A 16,354-nucleotide genomic window follows, 5' to 3' on the forward strand; every position below is an offset into this window, starting at 1 on the left:
CGTTTCAGACCACTGTCAGGTGCATAAAGGCTGCCAGTGCGCGGCCACTTTCCGGCACAAAACACAGCAGGCGCTGGCCGGGTTGCGGCTCACTTCGTTCAAGCCAGTCGTTCAGCATCACAAACAACGACGCAGACCCGGTATTGCCACGTTCGCTCAGGGTGTTGAACCAGCGCTCTGGCGGAATCATGGCGCCGGTCGCCTGCAGCAGGCGCTGCATTTCCTGCCCAAGCGACTCGGCCGAATAGTGCGGTAAAAAGACATCGATGTCGTTCGGGCTCAACTGGCGCCGGTCGAGCAGTTCCAGGTAGTAGCCGATCCAGACCGGGAACAGTTCGTAGAGCAGTTTGAAATCCTGTTTCAGGGCAATGGCACCGGCCTGGTGCGCGTCGCTCGGCGAGGCATACACACTCCAGGGTGTGGCCTCTGCTCCATTGGTGGCGGCCCCGGCGTACATGCAATTGGGGAATCGATCGGCGAAGGAACGCTGTTCAATCCAGTCGATGCGCAACGCGCGACGACCGGGTAACGGCTCGGGTTCAACAATGACCGCCGCGCCGCCATCGGACAGGGTGTAGCGCAAGAATTCGATGCCCGGATCCGGGGTATTGCGGTAGTCGTCCGCGTAAAACGAGGGTTGAAACCAGCGGCTGGAATACTCGCTGCCACTGACGGCAGCCGCCTCTGACTGACCGGTCTGCACCGACATCATGGCGGTTTTAAGCGCCATCAGACTGCTGGCGCAGACCGATTGAAACGAGGCCACTTCCAGGTTGCTGATGCCCAATTCGGCCTGAACAGCACTGGCGAACCCCGGCACCAACAGGTCTCCCTGGGTGGTACCGGTACAAAGCAGATCGAGCCGGCTATCCCGGCACCGGGCCGAGTGCAACGCCGCGCGAATGGCGGCTGTGGCCAGTTGTGCATTGCTGTGGGTGGTATGCCCGTCGGCGGTGCGCGCGTAATGGCGCTGCTGTATGCCATTGTGGCGCAAGGTGGCCCGACCCAGCCGGCTGTGTGCCGGGCTGAGCGTACCAATGTAGCTTTCCATGGCATCGTTGCCGATGGCCGGTCCGGGCAGGCAGTTGCCGGTCCCGGTGATGTAGGCGGTTCGCATCCCTGGCGTACTCCTGTTCACGGGTTAAGGACTCAATGGATAGCCTGACTATACCATTTTAGGCAAGCATTCGATAAAGAGTGATATTGAGAATACTATTGTGCCAAAAAGTCCCATCCAGTCGCGCCGGCCGGATCAGGTGTGCTGAACCTGTTCGATCTCGTATTCCACATCGCCACCCGGGGTTTTAACCACCACAACATCCCCTTCCTCTTTGCCGATCAGGGCGCGGGCGATGGGGGATGTGACCGATATCTTGTTCACCTTAACGTTGGCCTCGTCTTCACCGACGATCTTGTAGGTGACGCCCTTGTCGGTGTCGAGATTCAGCAAGGTGACCGTGGTGCCGAAGATGACCTTGCCCGTGTGCGGAATATCGTGAATGTTGATCACCTGAGCATTGCCCAGCTTCATTTCGATTTCCTGAATACGGCCTTCGATGAACCCCTGCTGTTCCCGTGCCGCGTGATATTCGGCGTTTTCTTTCAGGTCACCATGTTCGCGTGCTTCGGCAATGGCCTTGATTACCCGCGGCCGCTGATGGGTCTTCAGGTCGCGCAGCTCATTTTGCAGAGCCAGTTCGCCCTCTAGTGTCATTGGATAGCGTTGCATACAGTTACCCTGCCTGATGAACCGGCCGCCTTGGCCGGTGTGGTGAACTCGGGCGGACAGGCGAGTAGCTTCTACCCGACTATCCGGTTATGAACAGAATAAAAAAAGGGCGCCGTTAAGCACCCTCTTGTAACGCCCGCTCGCCGGTCAGGCGGTTGACGTTTGGGTGGCGTGCAAGTCCTGCAGCCGACGTACCGGTGTATTCTCGGCAAGGCGCATGGCCATTACAGACGCTTCAGCCCCTGCCATCGTCGTAGTGTAATAAACCTTGTGCTGCAATGCACTACGACGAATTTCAGAACTGTCGATGATCGACTGACGCCCTTCTGCGGTGTTGATGATAAACGCCACTTCGTGGTTCTTGATCATATCCACCAGGTGCGGCCGACCTTCCTTAACCTTGTTGACCACCGACACCGACACCCCGTGCTCTTCGAGGTAACGCGCCGTACCCTGGGTAGCGCGAACATCGAAACCCAACTCGCTGAGCGATTGGGCGACGCCGAGTATGGCTTTCTTGTCGCGGTCTTTCACCGAAATGATCACCGTGCCCTTCTGCGGCAGGGTGGTGCCTGCGCCCAGAATCGCCTTGGCGAAGGCTTCGGCAAAGGTATCGCCGGTGCCCATGACTTCGCCAGTCGATTTCATTTCCGGGCTCAGGATCGGGTCGACCCCCGGGAATTTGTTGAACGGCAGCACCGCTTCCTTGACCGAGTAGTAGTGCGGGATGATCTCGGTGGTAAAACCGATTTCAGCCAGCGTTTTACCGGTCATCACCTGAGCCGCGACCTTGGCCAGAGACACACCAATGGCTTTGGACACAAAGGGCACCGTGCGCGAAGCCCGCGGGTTCACCTCGATGATGTACAGCTGCTCGTCCTGCCAGGCCATCTGCACGTTCATCAGGCCGATGACGTTCAGTTCCAGCGCCATATCGGTGATCTGCTGGTGAATCAGGTCCAGCGCTTTTTGCGGCAGGCTGTAGGGCGGCAGTGAGCAGGCCGAATCACCGGAGTGAACCCCGGCCTGTTCGATGTGCTGCATGATGCCGCCAATCACCACCTGGTGTCCGTCGCTGACCGCATCGATGTCGATCTCAATGGCCGAATCGAGGAAATGGTCGAGCAGTACCGGGGAATCGTTCGAGACTTTCACCGCATCGCGCATATAGCGCTCAAGCTCGGCTTCTTCGTAAACGATCTCCATCGCCCGACCGCCCAATACATAAGACGGACGCACCACCAGCGGGTAACCGATGCGACGGGCAATGGTCAGTGCCTGCTCCAGGCTGCGGGCTGTGCCGTTCTCCGGCTGCAGCAGGTTCAGCTTTTCGATCATTACCTGGAAACGTTCACGGTCTTCCGCCCGGTCGATCGCATCGGGCGAGGTGCCAATGATGGGTGCGCCGGCGGCTTCCAGTTCACGTGCCAGTTTCAGCGGAGTCTGGCCGCCGAACTGAACGATCACGCCCTTGGGTTTTTCCAGGTCGATGATTTCCAGCACGTCTTCCAGCGTGACTGGCTCGAAATACAGGCGGTCGGAGGTGTCGTAATCGGTCGATACGGTTTCGGGGTTGCAGTTGACCATGATGGTCTCGAACCCGTCTTCACGCGCTGCCAGTGCCGCATGCACGCAGCAATAGTCGAACTCGATGCCCTGGCCAATCCGGTTCGGACCACCGCCGATCACCATGATTTTATCGCGGTCACTCGGTGCCGCTTCGCATTCCTCATCGTAACTGGAATACATATAGGCGGTGCTGGAGGCAAACTCGGCCGCACAGGTATCCACCCGCTTATAGACCGGACGAACACCCTGAGCCCAGCGCTTTTTGCGCAGCTCTTTTTCGCTGACGCCCATCAGGTGAGCCAGGCGCTCATCAGAGAAACCCTTGCGCTTGAGACGACGCATCGCATCGGCATCCAGGTCTTTCATGCCGGATTCCTGCAGGGCTTTTTCTTCGTTGATCAGGTCTTCAATCTGCACCAGATACCAGGGGTCAACGCCGGTCAGGCGGTGGACTTCCTCAACGCTGAAGTCGGCCCGGAAGGCATCGCCGATGTACCAGATACGCTCGGCGCCGGGTTCTTTCAGTTCGCGCACGATGATGTCGTTGGCTTCGTCGGTATTCAGGTCGACCTTGCTGTCGAAGCCAGCGGCGCTGACTTCGAGCCCGCGCAGGGCTTTCTGCATCGACTCCTGGAAGTTGCGTCCGATCGCCATGACTTCACCAACCGATTTCATCTGGGTGGTCAGGCGGTCGTTGGCTTGCGGGAATTTCTCGAACGCGAAGCGTGGAATCTTGGTAACCACATAGTCGATGCTCGGCTCGAACGACGCCGGTGTCACCCCACCGGTAATGTCGTTCTGCAGTTCATCGAGGGTGTAGCCCACCGCCAGTTTGGCGGCGATTTTAGCGATCGGAAAACCCGTCGCCTTGGACGCCAGCGCCGATGACCGGCTGACCCGCGGGTTCATTTCGATCACCACCATGCGACCGGTTTCCGGGTTCACGCCGAACTGAACGTTGGAACCGCCGGTTTCCACACCGATCTCACGCAATACCGCCAGGGAGGCGTCGCGCATGATCTGGTATTCCTTGTCGGTCAGCGTCTGGGCCGGAGCAACGGTGATTGAGTCGCCGGTGTGCACGCCCATGGCATCGAAGTTTTCGATGGCGCAGACGATGATGCAGTTGTCCGCTTTGTCGCGCACCACTTCCATCTCGTATTCTTTCCAGCCGATCAGGCTTTCATCGATCAGCAGTTCCCGCGTCGGTGACAAGTCGAGGCCGCGCTCGCAGATCTCGACAAATTCTTCCCGGTTATAGGCAATGCCGCCGCCGGAGCCACCCATGGTGAAACTGGGGCGAATGATGCACGGCAAACCGATGTCTTCGAATATTTCCCAGGCTTGCTCGATCGACCGGGCGATGCCATGGCGGGGGGTTTCCAGGCCAATGGCAATCATGGCGTCGTCGAACCGTTCGCGGTCTTCGGCCTTGTCGATGGTGTCGGCGTTGGCACCGATCATGGTGACGCCGAATTTCTCCAGTACCCCTTCTCGCTCCAGATCCAACGCGCAGTTCAGCGCGGTCTGGCCGCCCATGGTTGGCAGCAGGGCATCGGGCCGTTCTTTTTCGATGATCTTGGCAACTTCGCTCCACACCACCGGTTCAATGTAGGTGGCGTCGGCCATGGCCGGGTCGGTCATGATGGTGGCTGGGTTGGAGTTGACCAGAATGACGCGATACCCCTCTTCACGCAGGGCCTTGCAAGCCTGGGCGCCGGAGTAGTCGAATTCACAGGCCTGGCCGATAACAATAGGGCCAGCGCCGAGGATCAGAATGCTTTTGATGTCAGTACGTTTTGGCATGATTCGCTTCGCTCATAGCAGATGGCTGGACGGAATACGGGAGACGTTTGCTGGCGTCTGGCGTGAACCGTTCATCGGCGATCCGCTTGCATCAGTTCGATGAAGTGATCAAACAAAGGGGCGCAATCGCGCGGCCCGGGGCTCGCTTCCGGGTGCCCCTGGAAACTGAAGGCGGCCTTGTCGGTGCGGTGCACACCCTGCAATGAGCCGTCGAACAGGGAGCGGTGGGTGGCAACCAGGTTGTCTGGCAGCGTATCACCGTCGATCGCGAAGCCGTGGTTCTGGCTGGTGATCATCACCGTCTTGTCTGACATCACTTCCACCGGGTGGTTGGCACCGTGGTGGCCGAACTTCATCTTCAGCGTTTTGGCGCCACTGGCCAGGCCCAGCAACTGATGGCCGAGGCAAATACCGAACACCGGAATGTCGGTTTCCAGCAGCTCGCGAATGGCCGTGATGGCGTAGTCGCAGGGCTCCGGGTCACCCGGGCCGTTAGATAAAAACACGCCGTCGGGTTTGAGCGCCAGCACCTCGGCCGCCGGGGTTTGCGCCGGTACCACCGTCAGCCGGCAACCTCGGTCGACCAGCATGCGCAGAATGTTGCGCTTCACACCGTAATCGTAGGCAACGACGTGCAGTGGTAATTCATCGTCGCCGCGCACCTGGTGACCATCGTTCAGTGACCAGCTGGTTTCCCGCCACTGATAAGTCTCACCGGTAGTGACTTCTTTGGCCAGGTCCATGCCCTTGAGGCCGGCAAAGCCGCGCGCCAGTTCCAGCGCCCGGTCTTCATCGAGGTTATCACCGGCCATGATGCAGCCGTTTTGTGCGCCTTTCTCCCGCAACAGACGGGTCAGGCGACGGGTGTCGATGTCGGCAATGGCCACCACGTTATTGTCGAACAGGTACTCCTGCAGTGACTGCTCGCTGCGAAAGTTGCTGTGCAATAAGGGTAGATCGCGAATGACCAGACCGGCGGCCCAGACATGGTCCGATTCTTCGTCTTCGGAGTTGGTGCCGGTATTACCGATGTGCGGGTAAGTGAGGGTAACGATTTGGCGGGCATAGGAGGGGTCTGTCAGAATTTCCTGGTAACCGGTCATGGCGGTATTGAACACCACCTCACCGATCGATTCTCCCGGGGCGCCAATGCTGACCCCCCGAAACAGACTGCCGTCAGCTAGTGCGAGTATGGCTGGCGTACTCAAAGATCCGTTCCTCTATCTTGCAGTGCGAGTGGGCAATGACCCCAGGGTCATTGGCAAGGCGCGGCCTGGTCTATTTCTCGGACGGTAACCGCTAAACTGACCAGTCAGACAACTCCCCCAGCCCCTTTCGCAAAAAAGCGAGATGAAGAAACCCTCATCTCGCCCATCAATCAATTCTGCGTTTTCGAAACTGAGACGCTGTCGTTTACGTTCGTCATCAACAGGGTTCTTGCAATAGCAACCGGCTGGACCTGACTATAGCAGCCTGCTGATTTTGTGCGTTAAACGATCTGGGTGCCGTGCCCAAATTTCGGGGATTTTACCGAACAAGCACCGGCAGTGTCCAGGCAATTGACTGCCTGTGCCTGAATCAGGCAGCCACCGCTGGCTGGAGTTGCCTTCGCAACGACCGGTTAATCGAAATAGTTCACCATGCGTTCGCGCACCGAACGCGACCCTCCGAGCTCATCCTGTTGCAGAATGGCATCGGCCAGACGCCCCAGTGGTTGCAACCCCATGGCGATCACGATGCCATACAGCCAGGCCCAGGGCCCGAGCAATACCGCCAGTGACACCCAGATCACGACATGGTTGATCAGATACAGCGGCCCCAGCCAGGCAATCTGCCGCTCGATACGCCATTGCTGGGCGCTGTGACTGACGCCATAGGCAACCAGCAACGGCACGGCATTGAACAGGGCCGATATCAGCGCTCCGGGTAACCAGAGCCAGGCAACCGGTTTCGGCCAGCGCCAGCGACGCTGCGCCCGAACCTCGTGCCAGGACAACAACAGGCTGGACGGTACCCGCCCAGACTGGGATATCAGCGGCCATTGCGGCAACGTCTGGTAACCCTTGATCGACCAGGCCAGCTTCTGCAAGCGCTGCAACTCTTTCAGGATATGCAACGGTTCAACCACCATGTCGATGGCACCGGGACGCCAGATCCAGTGAATCGGGCTGCCCAGGGTGTGGCGGAAATCGTAATTGAAGGTCAACACCTGCACCCGTAAATGGCGGTGATGATCGTGCAGACCACGCAGCAACCGCTGGGTGTGATCAATTTCTTCGGGTGATTCACCATTAATGGAGATCACCAGACAGCGACCCGCATTCAAAAAGGCGGCAAGACGCTCTTCCATGATGCCCCCGCCGGTACGGGGGCTCCGCCCACTCACACGCCACCAGCGCCCCCAGCCGTTGGACGTTTGGCCATTATCCACAAACAGTGGCGGGCGTTTCAGGCGGGACCAGAACAACCAGCCGTCGGCAGGGCTCAGACTGCGCGGCATCAGTATTACATCGACATCGGTTGTTCTAGGATCACTGCCATGCACATGCACCGGGCCCAATAAGGCACGACTGATCAGCCGCCCCAGCCCTCTCATTATGTTCAGTTTCAGCATGGTTCACTCCGTAAGACCTGCCGGTCGCTCGCAGACGGCGCTATCCGGTTGTGCCGCCTGGAAAATGCGGCCTGCGTCATTGTTGCAGGCCGCTGTGTCGGTGCAAGAGCCATAGTAGGCGCGTTCAGGGTAACCACAAGCGCTGTACATGAAGTTTAAAGATGTGCGACTATTGGTAGCATATTGCGCTACCTTCACCAAGGACGTCATGTCTCAAACTGTACAACTCGTCGACACCCTTAAAAAACTGCTGCGTGAGCGAAAAATCACCTACGCCGAGGTTGCCGAGAAACTGAATCTCAGTGAAGCCAACGTTAAGCGTATGTTTTCCAAGCGCCACTTCACGCTGAATCGTCTGGAAGAGATCTGCGACATGGCCGGTGCCGATCTCGGCTACCTGATGGCACGCATGCATGAAGGCACCATGGTGCTGGATGAGCTCAATGAAGAGGACGAACGGGAACTGGTATCCGACCCCAAGCTGTTGCTGGTGGCGCAGTTACTGGTCAACCGCTGGGAATACGAAGACATTATCTCGACCTATGTGATCGACGAATTTGAAGCAACCCGTTTGCTGGCCCGGCTCGATCGGCTCGGCATCATCGAACTGCTGCCCGGCAACCGCGTGAAAACCAAGCTGTCACGCGATTTCCGCTGGATTCACAACGGCCCGGTGTATCGCTTTTTCGAACAGAATGTGGCGCGCGACTTCTTCAACTGCAAGTTCGACCCCAAAGCCGGGGAGTTGCTGGTGTTTGTTGCCGGTATGTTGTCTCGTCAGTCGAACCTGCATCTGCAAAACAGCATTCGCCGGCTGGCCAGGGAATTTGACGAACTGAGCAAGGAAGACGGCAAACTGCCGCTGGAGGATACCTTCGGCACCGGCATGGTATTGGCCATGCGCCCCTGGGAGCTGAGTATTTTCGCGGAAATGCGACGCGGGCCTAACCTGAAGAAATTCTAACCCGGCCACTACACCATGAAGTCGAGTTGGCGACCCAGAGTGTCAGCCCGGGACTGAGCCTGATATTGCGCATCCAGCAAGCTGCGGGTCACCGCCGCCAGATCAACTCCAGCACGCGCTGTGTCGGCTTCGCGTTCAGAGGCGTCTTCTTCGTCACTGGCTTCCGAGCCGGACCGCTCCGCACCTGAAATGGCCGGAGCGCTGTCGTTGCTTTCAGAAACGGCATCATCCTCGGCCTCGGCTTCTTGCGGTGCAAGGTCTTCACGGCGCTCCTGGCGCACTTCTATCTGGGCTTCCATTTTCAGCTGCATGGCAGCGGCCGCGACCGATCGATCCTGCGCTGAAGGTTCAGCCGGTGCCAGTGCAGCCCGACGAACTTGCTCGGCCTTGATCATGGTGGCTTCCGGGTTGCCGGGCACCGGGCTGATATCGATCGGTACTTCACCGGCCACCGCATAACGCTTGCCATCTGGCCCGCGTTCGAAGGTCAGGGACATACCACCGGCATACTGACCGCCAACGGCCTGGTGGGCCTGTTCGTGCGCCCGAACCTCCCGGTCCCGTGCCGCCAGCTCGCGGATGGTCTCCAGATCCTGATCCAGCTGACGTTGCTCGGCCTGTTGCCGCGCCGCCCGGCCTTCGTCACGCTGGCGTGCGAAAGCACTGGTGTCGTCGGCCGGTGTGGTTTCACTGGATGGCTGGGCTTGGCCTTCAGACGGGGAAGATGGGGCTGCATTGGCGGTTGAGGGCCCATTGGATGGCGAGTTCTGGCCGGGCAAAGGCTGACTATCGCGCCGGTCCGAACGATTCTGACCCGGTGCCGTTGTTTCGGTTTCTTCAACCGGGGCAAACACCGCCGCGTCGTTATCCCGGCGCTGTTGCGCGCGCTGGGCCAAATCCCCGAACGGACTGACCGTTGGGGTGATGGCGTTGGGATAAAGGCCGCTGACGGTAGACATCGTTTACGCTTCGCTCCGCTAAACCCGGATATCGATCAGGGTGCCCAGGGTTTCTGAGCCCGCTTCAACCACGCGCGCACTGGCCTGGACCTGATTTGTCGCCTGAATTTGATTCACCAGAGGCTCCACAATCGACTCTGGCCCACCTTCACTCGGGGGCACATTCGCCTGGGCGATCTGCTGACCACTGCGGTTCAGCGAGTACAAACCTCCCTGAATGCCGGCAACCCCTGCGTTCATGACTGAGCTGATCATTCCACCTCCACTAGCCCGCCCTGACCGGGGCGAACTGACTTCCGCTCCGTAGCCCTGATGAGGAAACAGATACGGTCATTTAATCGGATAACGTGGTTACATTTTAACCAACCCACCTCGCCAAGCTGTAACATTTTGTAAAAACTCTTCACAATAGCCTGCAGGTGGCCGACACCTTTGAAGCCTCGCCCCCATTCTACGGGCGGAAACAGCCACCGGAGGTCAGGGAGCACCCCGGAATGCCAGGGAACGATGCCAAACTGCGGCCTGTTATAGCCGCCTTTACCCCCTTGCTGGAACAGGTGATGAGCAGTTTGTGTCCGCTGTGCGAGCAGCGGTCGGCCAAAAGCCATCTCTGTGACGTCTGTGCCAGCTGGCTAGAGCCTTTGCCTGACCCTTGCCCGGGCTGCGCCGCTCCCAACACTCTGAGCACCCTCTGCGGTCGATGCCAGCAACGACCACCACCCTGGCAGACAGCGACGGTCGGCTGGGTTCTGGAAGGGGCAACCCGCTTCCTGATTCATCGCATGAAATATCACCGGGATCTGGCCAGCGCCCGGGCTCTAGCACGCCAGTGGTGGCAGCATCAGGGCATGCATGCCCCAGGGGTTGACGCCCTGGTACCGGTTCCCCTGCATCGGGCCAAAGCCCGCAAGCGGGGCTTCAACCAGGCAGAATGGCTGGCAGACTTTTGGGCCAGACAGGCTGGCCTGCCGGTCTGGACCAGCCTGGTCAAGCAACACCCAACCCCACCCCTTGAAGGCCTCAACCGGATTCAACGCCGGCAGACACTCAGAGATGCCTTCCGGGTTCTGAAGCCACCCCCCAAACGGGTCGCCATTGTCGACGATGTGCTCACCACCGGAGCTACGGCCGCCGAGCTGACCCGCACCCTGCAACAGGCTGGGGCCACTCATGTCGAGCTGTGGACGCTCGCCCGGACGCCACTGGGAAATCACTGACCGGACGCCGGACGCCCCTGGCCAGAGGAACAATGACAGGCGCTGCAAATACTCTACAATGGGCGCTCTTTTCAGTCTGGGTTTCTCATGTCTACCTCTGCACACCCGTTCGACACCCTCAGCCAGGACCGCATCATCGACTGGCTGGAATCGCTCGGAACCCTGTCCGATTACCGCATTTACCCACTAAACAGTTACGAAAACCGGGTCTACCGGGTGGGTATTGAAGAGGCCAAACCGGTGGTACTGAAAGCGTACCGGCCAGGACGCTGGAGCGAAGCGCAAATTCGCGAGGAGCTGACCTTTACCGACCAGTTGTTCGAGGCAGAAATCCCGGTGGTCCCGGCGATGAAACTGGGGGATGACATCGTTCACCTGCGCGACGGCTTTTGGTTTGCCTGCTTCGAGATGCGCGCCGGCCATGCCTTTGAACTGGACAACCCGGACCAAATGTACCGCATTGGCCAGCACCTGGCCCGACTGCACAATGTTGGCGAGACGGCCGTATTCCAGCACAGGCCCAGCCTGTCGCTGATCGAACCCATTATTCAGGCGCAACGTTTCTTTGCCGACAGCCCTCTGCTGCCCGACGACCTGCGCGCCAACTACCTGGCCACCCTGGCCCCCATCGCCGAGCTGATTCAGCGCCGGTTCGAGCCGCTGTTCCGGCAAGCTGCCTCGATTCGCATCCATGGCGACTTTCACGCTGGCAACATCCTCAGTCGTGACGACCAGTTACTGATCGTCGACCTCGACGACACCGTCATGGGCCCCGCAGCCCAGGATATCTGGAAACTGCTGTCGGGTGACAAACAGGAGCAGGCACGGCAGATCAACGAACTGGAGGAAGGCTACGAGCAGTTCCGGCCCTTTCCGCGCAAGGAACTGTCGTTGCTCGAGCCCCTGCGCACCGTGCACATGATCCGCCACACCCTCTGGATAGCCCAGCGCTGGGACGACCCGGCTTTCCCGCGCGCCTTCTCCTGGTTCGACAGCCAGCGTTTCTGGAGCGACCACCTGCTTGCCCTGCGCGAGCAATGGGCGCTGTTGCAGGAATAGGCCACATCAGATTAGGGGTTCGCACGATTCGAGCGTCGGCTCCCGGCGGTGCCTCTGCGGGCCATAACCACTCAATTGAATTCCAGAAAATGAGAACCACTGATCGAACCGGGCCAGGGCGACTGGACCCGACTTTAAAAGCGCCCTATAGTGCCGATTCTTGCCCGGTGGTGCTCCGACTGCATTGGGCTGTCCGGTTTGAGCGTGTGACCAGGAAGTCAGACGAACTCCTTACCCGGCGGCTGGCTTGACCGGAGTGCCGACTGACAGGCAGGTTTTCAAGTAACGTATGGAGACGTAATAGTGACACATTCTGCACCTCGATTACTCAATGGCACTGCCCGCTGGCTGCCCGCACTCACCGCCCTGGCCGTGGCCAGTGGTTGCGCGACCACCGGTTCGGACCGTTTTGTGGATGCCCCTCAACTGGTTAGCGGCGAAGGCCTGCAATCAGAACTGAATACCGCCAGCCCCGCCAACCTGAACAATGGCGCTCGCTACTCGGCACACTGGTTTTGCGCCACCGATGCCGAACCCCGGGCTTTCTATCGCTTCCAGGCACCCTTTGCCGCCGAATTGACCCTGTTTAACGAACAAGGCTGGTTGATTGACCAGGCCAGCGTCGATCCGGCAACCAGCGAATCCGTCAACATTCTGATGGGGCCGGACGCGGGCCAGTGCTCGCTGCTGGTCGTCAACGGCGTCAGCGATGAAGCCTATGGCCCCTACCGTTTGATCGACCAGCCCATTGCCGGACGCAGCGATACACTGAGTGCAGACCAGTCACTGGTCGGCTCGCTGGCATCAGACAACAGCCCGACCCGCTACCCGCTGAGCATCGACTCGCCCACCCAGATCAGCTTTACCCTGAACGACGCAAGTCGCTCACTGGGCATGCTGCTGACCGGACCGGCCGTCAACACCGAAGCCACCGCTTGCGGCGATAGCACCCTGACACTCGATGCCTATCTTGAGCCCGGTGAATACGAACTGGTTCTTCAGCCCGGCCGGCGGCCGACGTCTGAATTTGAAACCTACAGTGAATACGATTACTACGATGCCGAACTGCCCCTGTGTGCCGATGCCCTGGTCGATGAAGGCCAGTTCTATCAGCTGGACACCGCCAGTACGACACTGCCGGACGGGATTCGCAACGGCGGCCTGCTGGACGCCGGTGAGACGCTGACTGGCCTGATGCTGTCGGCCGAAGGTAACCGTTACACCCTTGAACTGGAGCACCCGTCAGAAGTCGTCGTCAGCCTCGCTTCCGAGGATTTCGACACCATGCTGTCGATCACCGGTGACGACGTTCAGCTCGACAACGATGACTATGGCGCCGGCACCGATTCACAGCTGTCGTCCATCCTGATGCCCGGCACCTACACCGTGACCGCACTGAGCTATGACAGCTACCCCGTCGACGGTATCTACACCCTGAACACTCAGGTCACACCGTTCGAAGGCGACCTTCGCAACAGCGGCATTATCGCGCCGAACAGCAGCCTGATTGGCATGCGCGCCGACTACGACAACGACTACTCCCTGACCATCGAAGAGCCATCGGAAGTCAGCATCGCGCTGAACTCTGCCAGCTTCGATACCACGCTGGCGTTGTCGGGCAATGGTGTGAACTTCAGCGACGATGATGGTGGCGGCGACACCAATTCGCTGATCACTACCCTTCTGCAACCCGGCACCTACACACTCACCGTCGGCGCCTATTCCGGCAACGGCCTGTATGACCTGACCGTCAACAGCAGCGCTGTCGAAGGCGAGATGATGAACAGCGGAGACCTGAGAGCCGGAGACATTGTCTATGGCGATCTGGAAGCGGGCAGCAGCCTGACCTACACCATTAGGCTGGACGCAGCGCGTACGGTGACCATCGACGCCTCATCATCGGCCGTCGACACCCTGATCTCGCTGGTTGGCCCGGGCCTGTCACTGGAAAACGATGATGGTGGCGACGGCACCAACTCCCGCCTGGAAGAGTATCTGCCCGCAGGTACCTACACCCTGGACGTGCGCGGCTACAGCGGCTCGGAAAGCGGCCAGATTCGCGTCGAAGTACAGATGGATCTGTCTGACGCCCAGTCCTGATTAGCAAAGCGTCAGTGCATTAAAAAACCGCCTGTTGGCGGTTTTTTTTGGCCTGTAGCCTGGCCAGGCCGAACCGTATTGGTTCGCAGCGGTAACCGGGCACTCAGTCCCGGGGAGCCCGGGAGGCGGTTACTTCGGTCGCCCGAAGCCGCTGCGAGAGCTTGTCCAGCACGCCATTGACGTAGCGATGGCCTTCGCTGGCACCGAAGAGCTTCGACAATTCGACGCCTTCGTTGATGATGACCTTAAAGGGGACGTCGATGCGGTGCACCAACTCGTAGGCACCCATGCGCAGAATCGACAGCTCGACCGGTGTCATCTCGCGAACCGAGCGATCAGTGACGGATTCAATGTAGCTATCGAGTTCCGTCAGTGTGCTGGGCACGCCACGCAGCACTTCGCTGAAGTAGTCCTGATCCACCTTGGCCATATCGTGATCGGTGATGAACTCGGCCTCAATCTGATTGACCGGAGACGACGACAAATGCCACTGATACAAAGCCTGCATGGCCAGTCGGCGGGCCTTGCGGCGGGCTGCCATGTTGGGACGCTGGGTCATGCCTTAACCCTCGATCTGTTTGAACAGATTGACCATTTCCAACGCCACCAGGGCCGCCTCGGCACCTTTGTTACCGGCTTTGGTGCCTGCACGTTCAATGGCCTGCTCGATCGAATCGACGGTCAGTACGCCGAACACGACCGGCATGTTGGCCGTCAGCGCCACGGAATTGAGGCCCCCGGCCGCTTCACCGGCCACAAAATCGAAATGCGGTGTACCACCTCGAATCACCGCACCCAGGGCAATAATGGCATTGTAGCGCTCGGTTTCCGCCAGTTTCTGGCAGACGATGGGCAGCTCATAGGCACCCGGCGCTCGAATGACCGTTAATTGCTCGTCCTTGATGCCGTGGCGTTTGAGCGCATCGAGCGCACCGTCCAACAGGCTCTCAACCACGAAGCTGTTCCAGCGGCCCACCACGATGGCGTACTGGGCGTCGTTGGGAGAAAAGTCGCCTTCCAGGGTAGTAATGTTTGAAGTCATAGCAGTCATTGTCTGATCCTGTCTGAACGACGACCCGACCCGGGTCGCCGTCGGTTAATCATGAAACGGTTGTGAACAGGTTAGTCGCCTTCAGGCTTCATCGCCTGCGGCCGGAATGTACTCGACCACTTCCAGGTCGAACCCGGAAATGCCGCCGAACTTGATCGGTGAACTGAGCAGGCGCATTTTGCCCACACCCAACTCGCGCAAAATCTGCGAGCCGGTACCAATGGTGGTGTAGGTGCCATACTTGTCGACGTTCGGGTTGCGCGTGTTGGCGCGGTCATCGCCCTGCATCATTTTCAATTCGGTCATCACATCCGGGGCTTCCTGAACATCCAGCAAAACCACCACGCCAGCGCCTTCTTCAGCAACCCGGTGCATGGCGGCATCGAGTGTCCAGCCGTGGCCACGGGCCGGGTTAACCCCCAGCAGATCGCGCAGCGTCTGCGCTACGTGTACCCGCACCAGTGTGGGGTTCTCAGGTTTGAATGGCCCACCCAGCGTCAGTGCGATGTGCGTGCCACCACAGAGACTGTCACGGTATACCTGCACGTTGAAATCACCGGCGCGGGTGCTCAGCGAGCGCTGCTCAACTTTCTCGATGGTGCGCTCGTTCAGAATGCGGTAATGGATCAGGTCGGCAATGGTGCCGACCTTCAGCCCATGCTCTTCGGCGAAGGCTTCCAGATCGGGCCGGCGCGCCATGGTACCGTCTTCTTTCATGATCTCGACAATGGCCGCGGCCGGAATCAGACCGGCCATGCGGGCCAGATCACAGCCCGCCTCGGTATGGCCAGCGCGGCTGAGCACACCGCCCGGCTGGGCGCGTAGCGGGAAAATATGTCCGGGCTGCACGATATCGGTGGGCTTGCTGTTCGGATCGACCGCGACCTGAATGGTGCGGGCCCGGTCAGCCGCAGAAATACCGGTTGTAACCCCTTCAGCCGCTTCGATCGAGATCGTAAAGGGCGTTCCATAGGCCGAGCCATTGTCTTTCTTGACCATGGATTCCAGGCCGAGAAAATCGCACCGCTCGCCGGTCAGTGTCAGGCAGATCAGCCCTCGAGCCTTGCCGGCCATGAAGTTGACGATCTCAGGGGTGATTTTTTCCGCCGCGACGATCAGATCGCCTTCATTCTCACGGTCTTCATCGTCCATCAGGATAACCATCTTACCCTGACGAATGTCTTCAATAATGTCTTCGATGCTGTTCAGCGCCACGTTCAATTCCACTGCCGGGTCCATCGTCACCGCCGGCGCAGATAGCCCGGCGTTCACAAGTCGTCATCATA

The 16,354-nt window shown here is 59.3% G+C and carries 14 protein-coding genes; 4 read left to right on the top strand and 10 right to left on the bottom strand.

Annotated elements, in window-relative coordinates; genetic code table 11:
• Positions 1-4: 4 nt before the first annotated feature.
• From EP166_RS12745 to EP166_RS12765, 5 genes are all read right to left on the bottom strand, one after another.
• A complete protein-coding gene (locus tag EP166_RS12745; protein ID WP_127557526.1) occupies positions 5-1,117 on the bottom strand; it encodes a 3-oxoacyl-[acyl-carrier-protein] synthase III C-terminal domain-containing protein in 1,113 nt (370 codons plus the stop codon).
• 135 nt (positions 1,118-1,252) lie between these two features.
• Positions 1,253-1,729, bottom strand: a complete 477-nt coding sequence (greA, locus tag EP166_RS12750) for a transcription elongation factor GreA (RefSeq protein WP_127557528.1) — start codon at positions 1,727-1,729, stop codon at positions 1,253-1,255.
• A gap of 147 nt (positions 1,730-1,876) precedes the next feature.
• On the bottom strand, positions 1,877-5,104 hold the full coding sequence (gene carB / locus EP166_RS12755) for a carbamoyl-phosphate synthase large subunit (RefSeq protein ID WP_127557530.1): 3,228 nt from the start codon (positions 5,102-5,104) through the stop codon (positions 1,877-1,879).
• A 71-nt stretch (positions 5,105-5,175) separates the two neighbouring features.
• Positions 5,176-6,312, bottom strand: a complete 1,137-nt coding sequence (gene carA, locus EP166_RS12760) for a glutamine-hydrolyzing carbamoyl-phosphate synthase small subunit (RefSeq protein WP_127557533.1) — start codon at positions 6,310-6,312, stop codon at positions 5,176-5,178.
• 413 nt (positions 6,313-6,725) lie between these two features.
• On the bottom strand, positions 6,726-7,718 hold the full coding sequence (locus EP166_RS12765) for a hypothetical protein (RefSeq protein WP_127557535.1): 993 nt from the start codon (positions 7,716-7,718) through the stop codon (positions 6,726-6,728).
• 208 nt (positions 7,719-7,926) lie between these two features.
• Here EP166_RS12765 and EP166_RS12770 point away from each other — a divergent pair, with 208 nt between their 5' ends.
• Positions 7,927-8,682, top strand: coding sequence for a helix-turn-helix domain-containing protein (locus EP166_RS12770; RefSeq protein WP_127557537.1), 756 nt, complete (start codon positions 7,927-7,929; stop codon positions 8,680-8,682).
• Positions 8,683-8,690: 8 nt separating this feature from the next.
• On the opposite strand, the gene EP166_RS12775 is transcribed toward EP166_RS12770, so the two are convergent.
• Together EP166_RS12775 and EP166_RS12780 are read right to left on the bottom strand one after the other, a co-directional pair.
• Positions 8,691-9,641, bottom strand: a complete 951-nt coding sequence (locus EP166_RS12775; RefSeq protein WP_127557539.1) for a putative metalloprotease CJM1_0395 family protein — start codon at positions 9,639-9,641, stop codon at positions 8,691-8,693.
• An 18-nt stretch (positions 9,642-9,659) separates the two neighbouring features.
• The gene (locus EP166_RS12780; RefSeq protein WP_127557541.1) at positions 9,660-9,896 is read right to left on the bottom strand and encodes a hypothetical protein; all 237 of its coding nucleotides are present in this window, start codon (positions 9,894-9,896) and stop codon (positions 9,660-9,662) included.
• A gap of 239 nt (positions 9,897-10,135) precedes the next feature.
• On the opposite strand from EP166_RS12780, the gene EP166_RS12785 reads away from it, so the two are divergent.
• The 3 genes from EP166_RS12785 (at position 10,136) to EP166_RS12795 (ending at position 14,017) form a co-directional block, all read left to right on the top strand.
• Positions 10,136-10,858 carry a ComFC family protein gene (locus EP166_RS12785; RefSeq protein WP_127557543.1) on the top strand — a complete coding sequence of 241 codons (723 nt, stop codon included), beginning with the start codon at positions 10,136-10,138 and terminating at the stop codon, positions 10,856-10,858.
• An 87-nt stretch (positions 10,859-10,945) separates the two neighbouring features.
• Positions 10,946-11,917 carry a serine/threonine protein kinase gene (locus tag EP166_RS12790; protein WP_127557545.1) on the top strand — a complete coding sequence of 324 codons (972 nt, stop codon included), beginning with the start codon at positions 10,946-10,948 and terminating at the stop codon, positions 11,915-11,917.
• A 303-nt stretch (positions 11,918-12,220) separates the two neighbouring features.
• A complete protein-coding gene (locus EP166_RS12795) occupies positions 12,221-14,017 on the top strand; it encodes a PPC domain-containing protein (protein ID WP_127557547.1) in 1,797 nt (598 codons plus the stop codon).
• A 103-nt stretch (positions 14,018-14,120) separates the two neighbouring features.
• Here the strand turns inward: EP166_RS12795 and nusB are convergent, their stop codons facing one another.
• The 3 genes from nusB to ribBA form a co-directional block, all read right to left on the bottom strand.
• A complete protein-coding gene (nusB, locus tag EP166_RS12800; RefSeq protein WP_127557549.1) occupies positions 14,121-14,576 on the bottom strand; it encodes a transcription antitermination factor NusB in 456 nt (151 codons plus the stop codon).
• A gap of 3 nt (positions 14,577-14,579) precedes the next feature.
• Positions 14,580-15,068, bottom strand: coding sequence for a 6,7-dimethyl-8-ribityllumazine synthase (gene ribH, locus EP166_RS12805; protein WP_425470034.1), 489 nt, complete (start codon positions 15,066-15,068; stop codon positions 14,580-14,582).
• An 81-nt stretch (positions 15,069-15,149) separates the two neighbouring features.
• The gene (gene ribBA / locus EP166_RS12810) at positions 15,150-16,307 is read right to left on the bottom strand and encodes a bifunctional 3,4-dihydroxy-2-butanone-4-phosphate synthase/GTP cyclohydrolase II (protein WP_425470035.1); all 1,158 of its coding nucleotides are present in this window, start codon (positions 16,305-16,307) and stop codon (positions 15,150-15,152) included.
• Positions 16,308-16,354 lie beyond the last annotated feature (47 nt).

Origin of the sequence: Saccharospirillum alexandrii (assembly GCF_004000275.1) — a bacterium.
Taxonomy (GTDB): Bacteria; Pseudomonadota; Gammaproteobacteria; order Pseudomonadales; family Natronospirillaceae; genus Saccharospirillum; species Saccharospirillum alexandrii.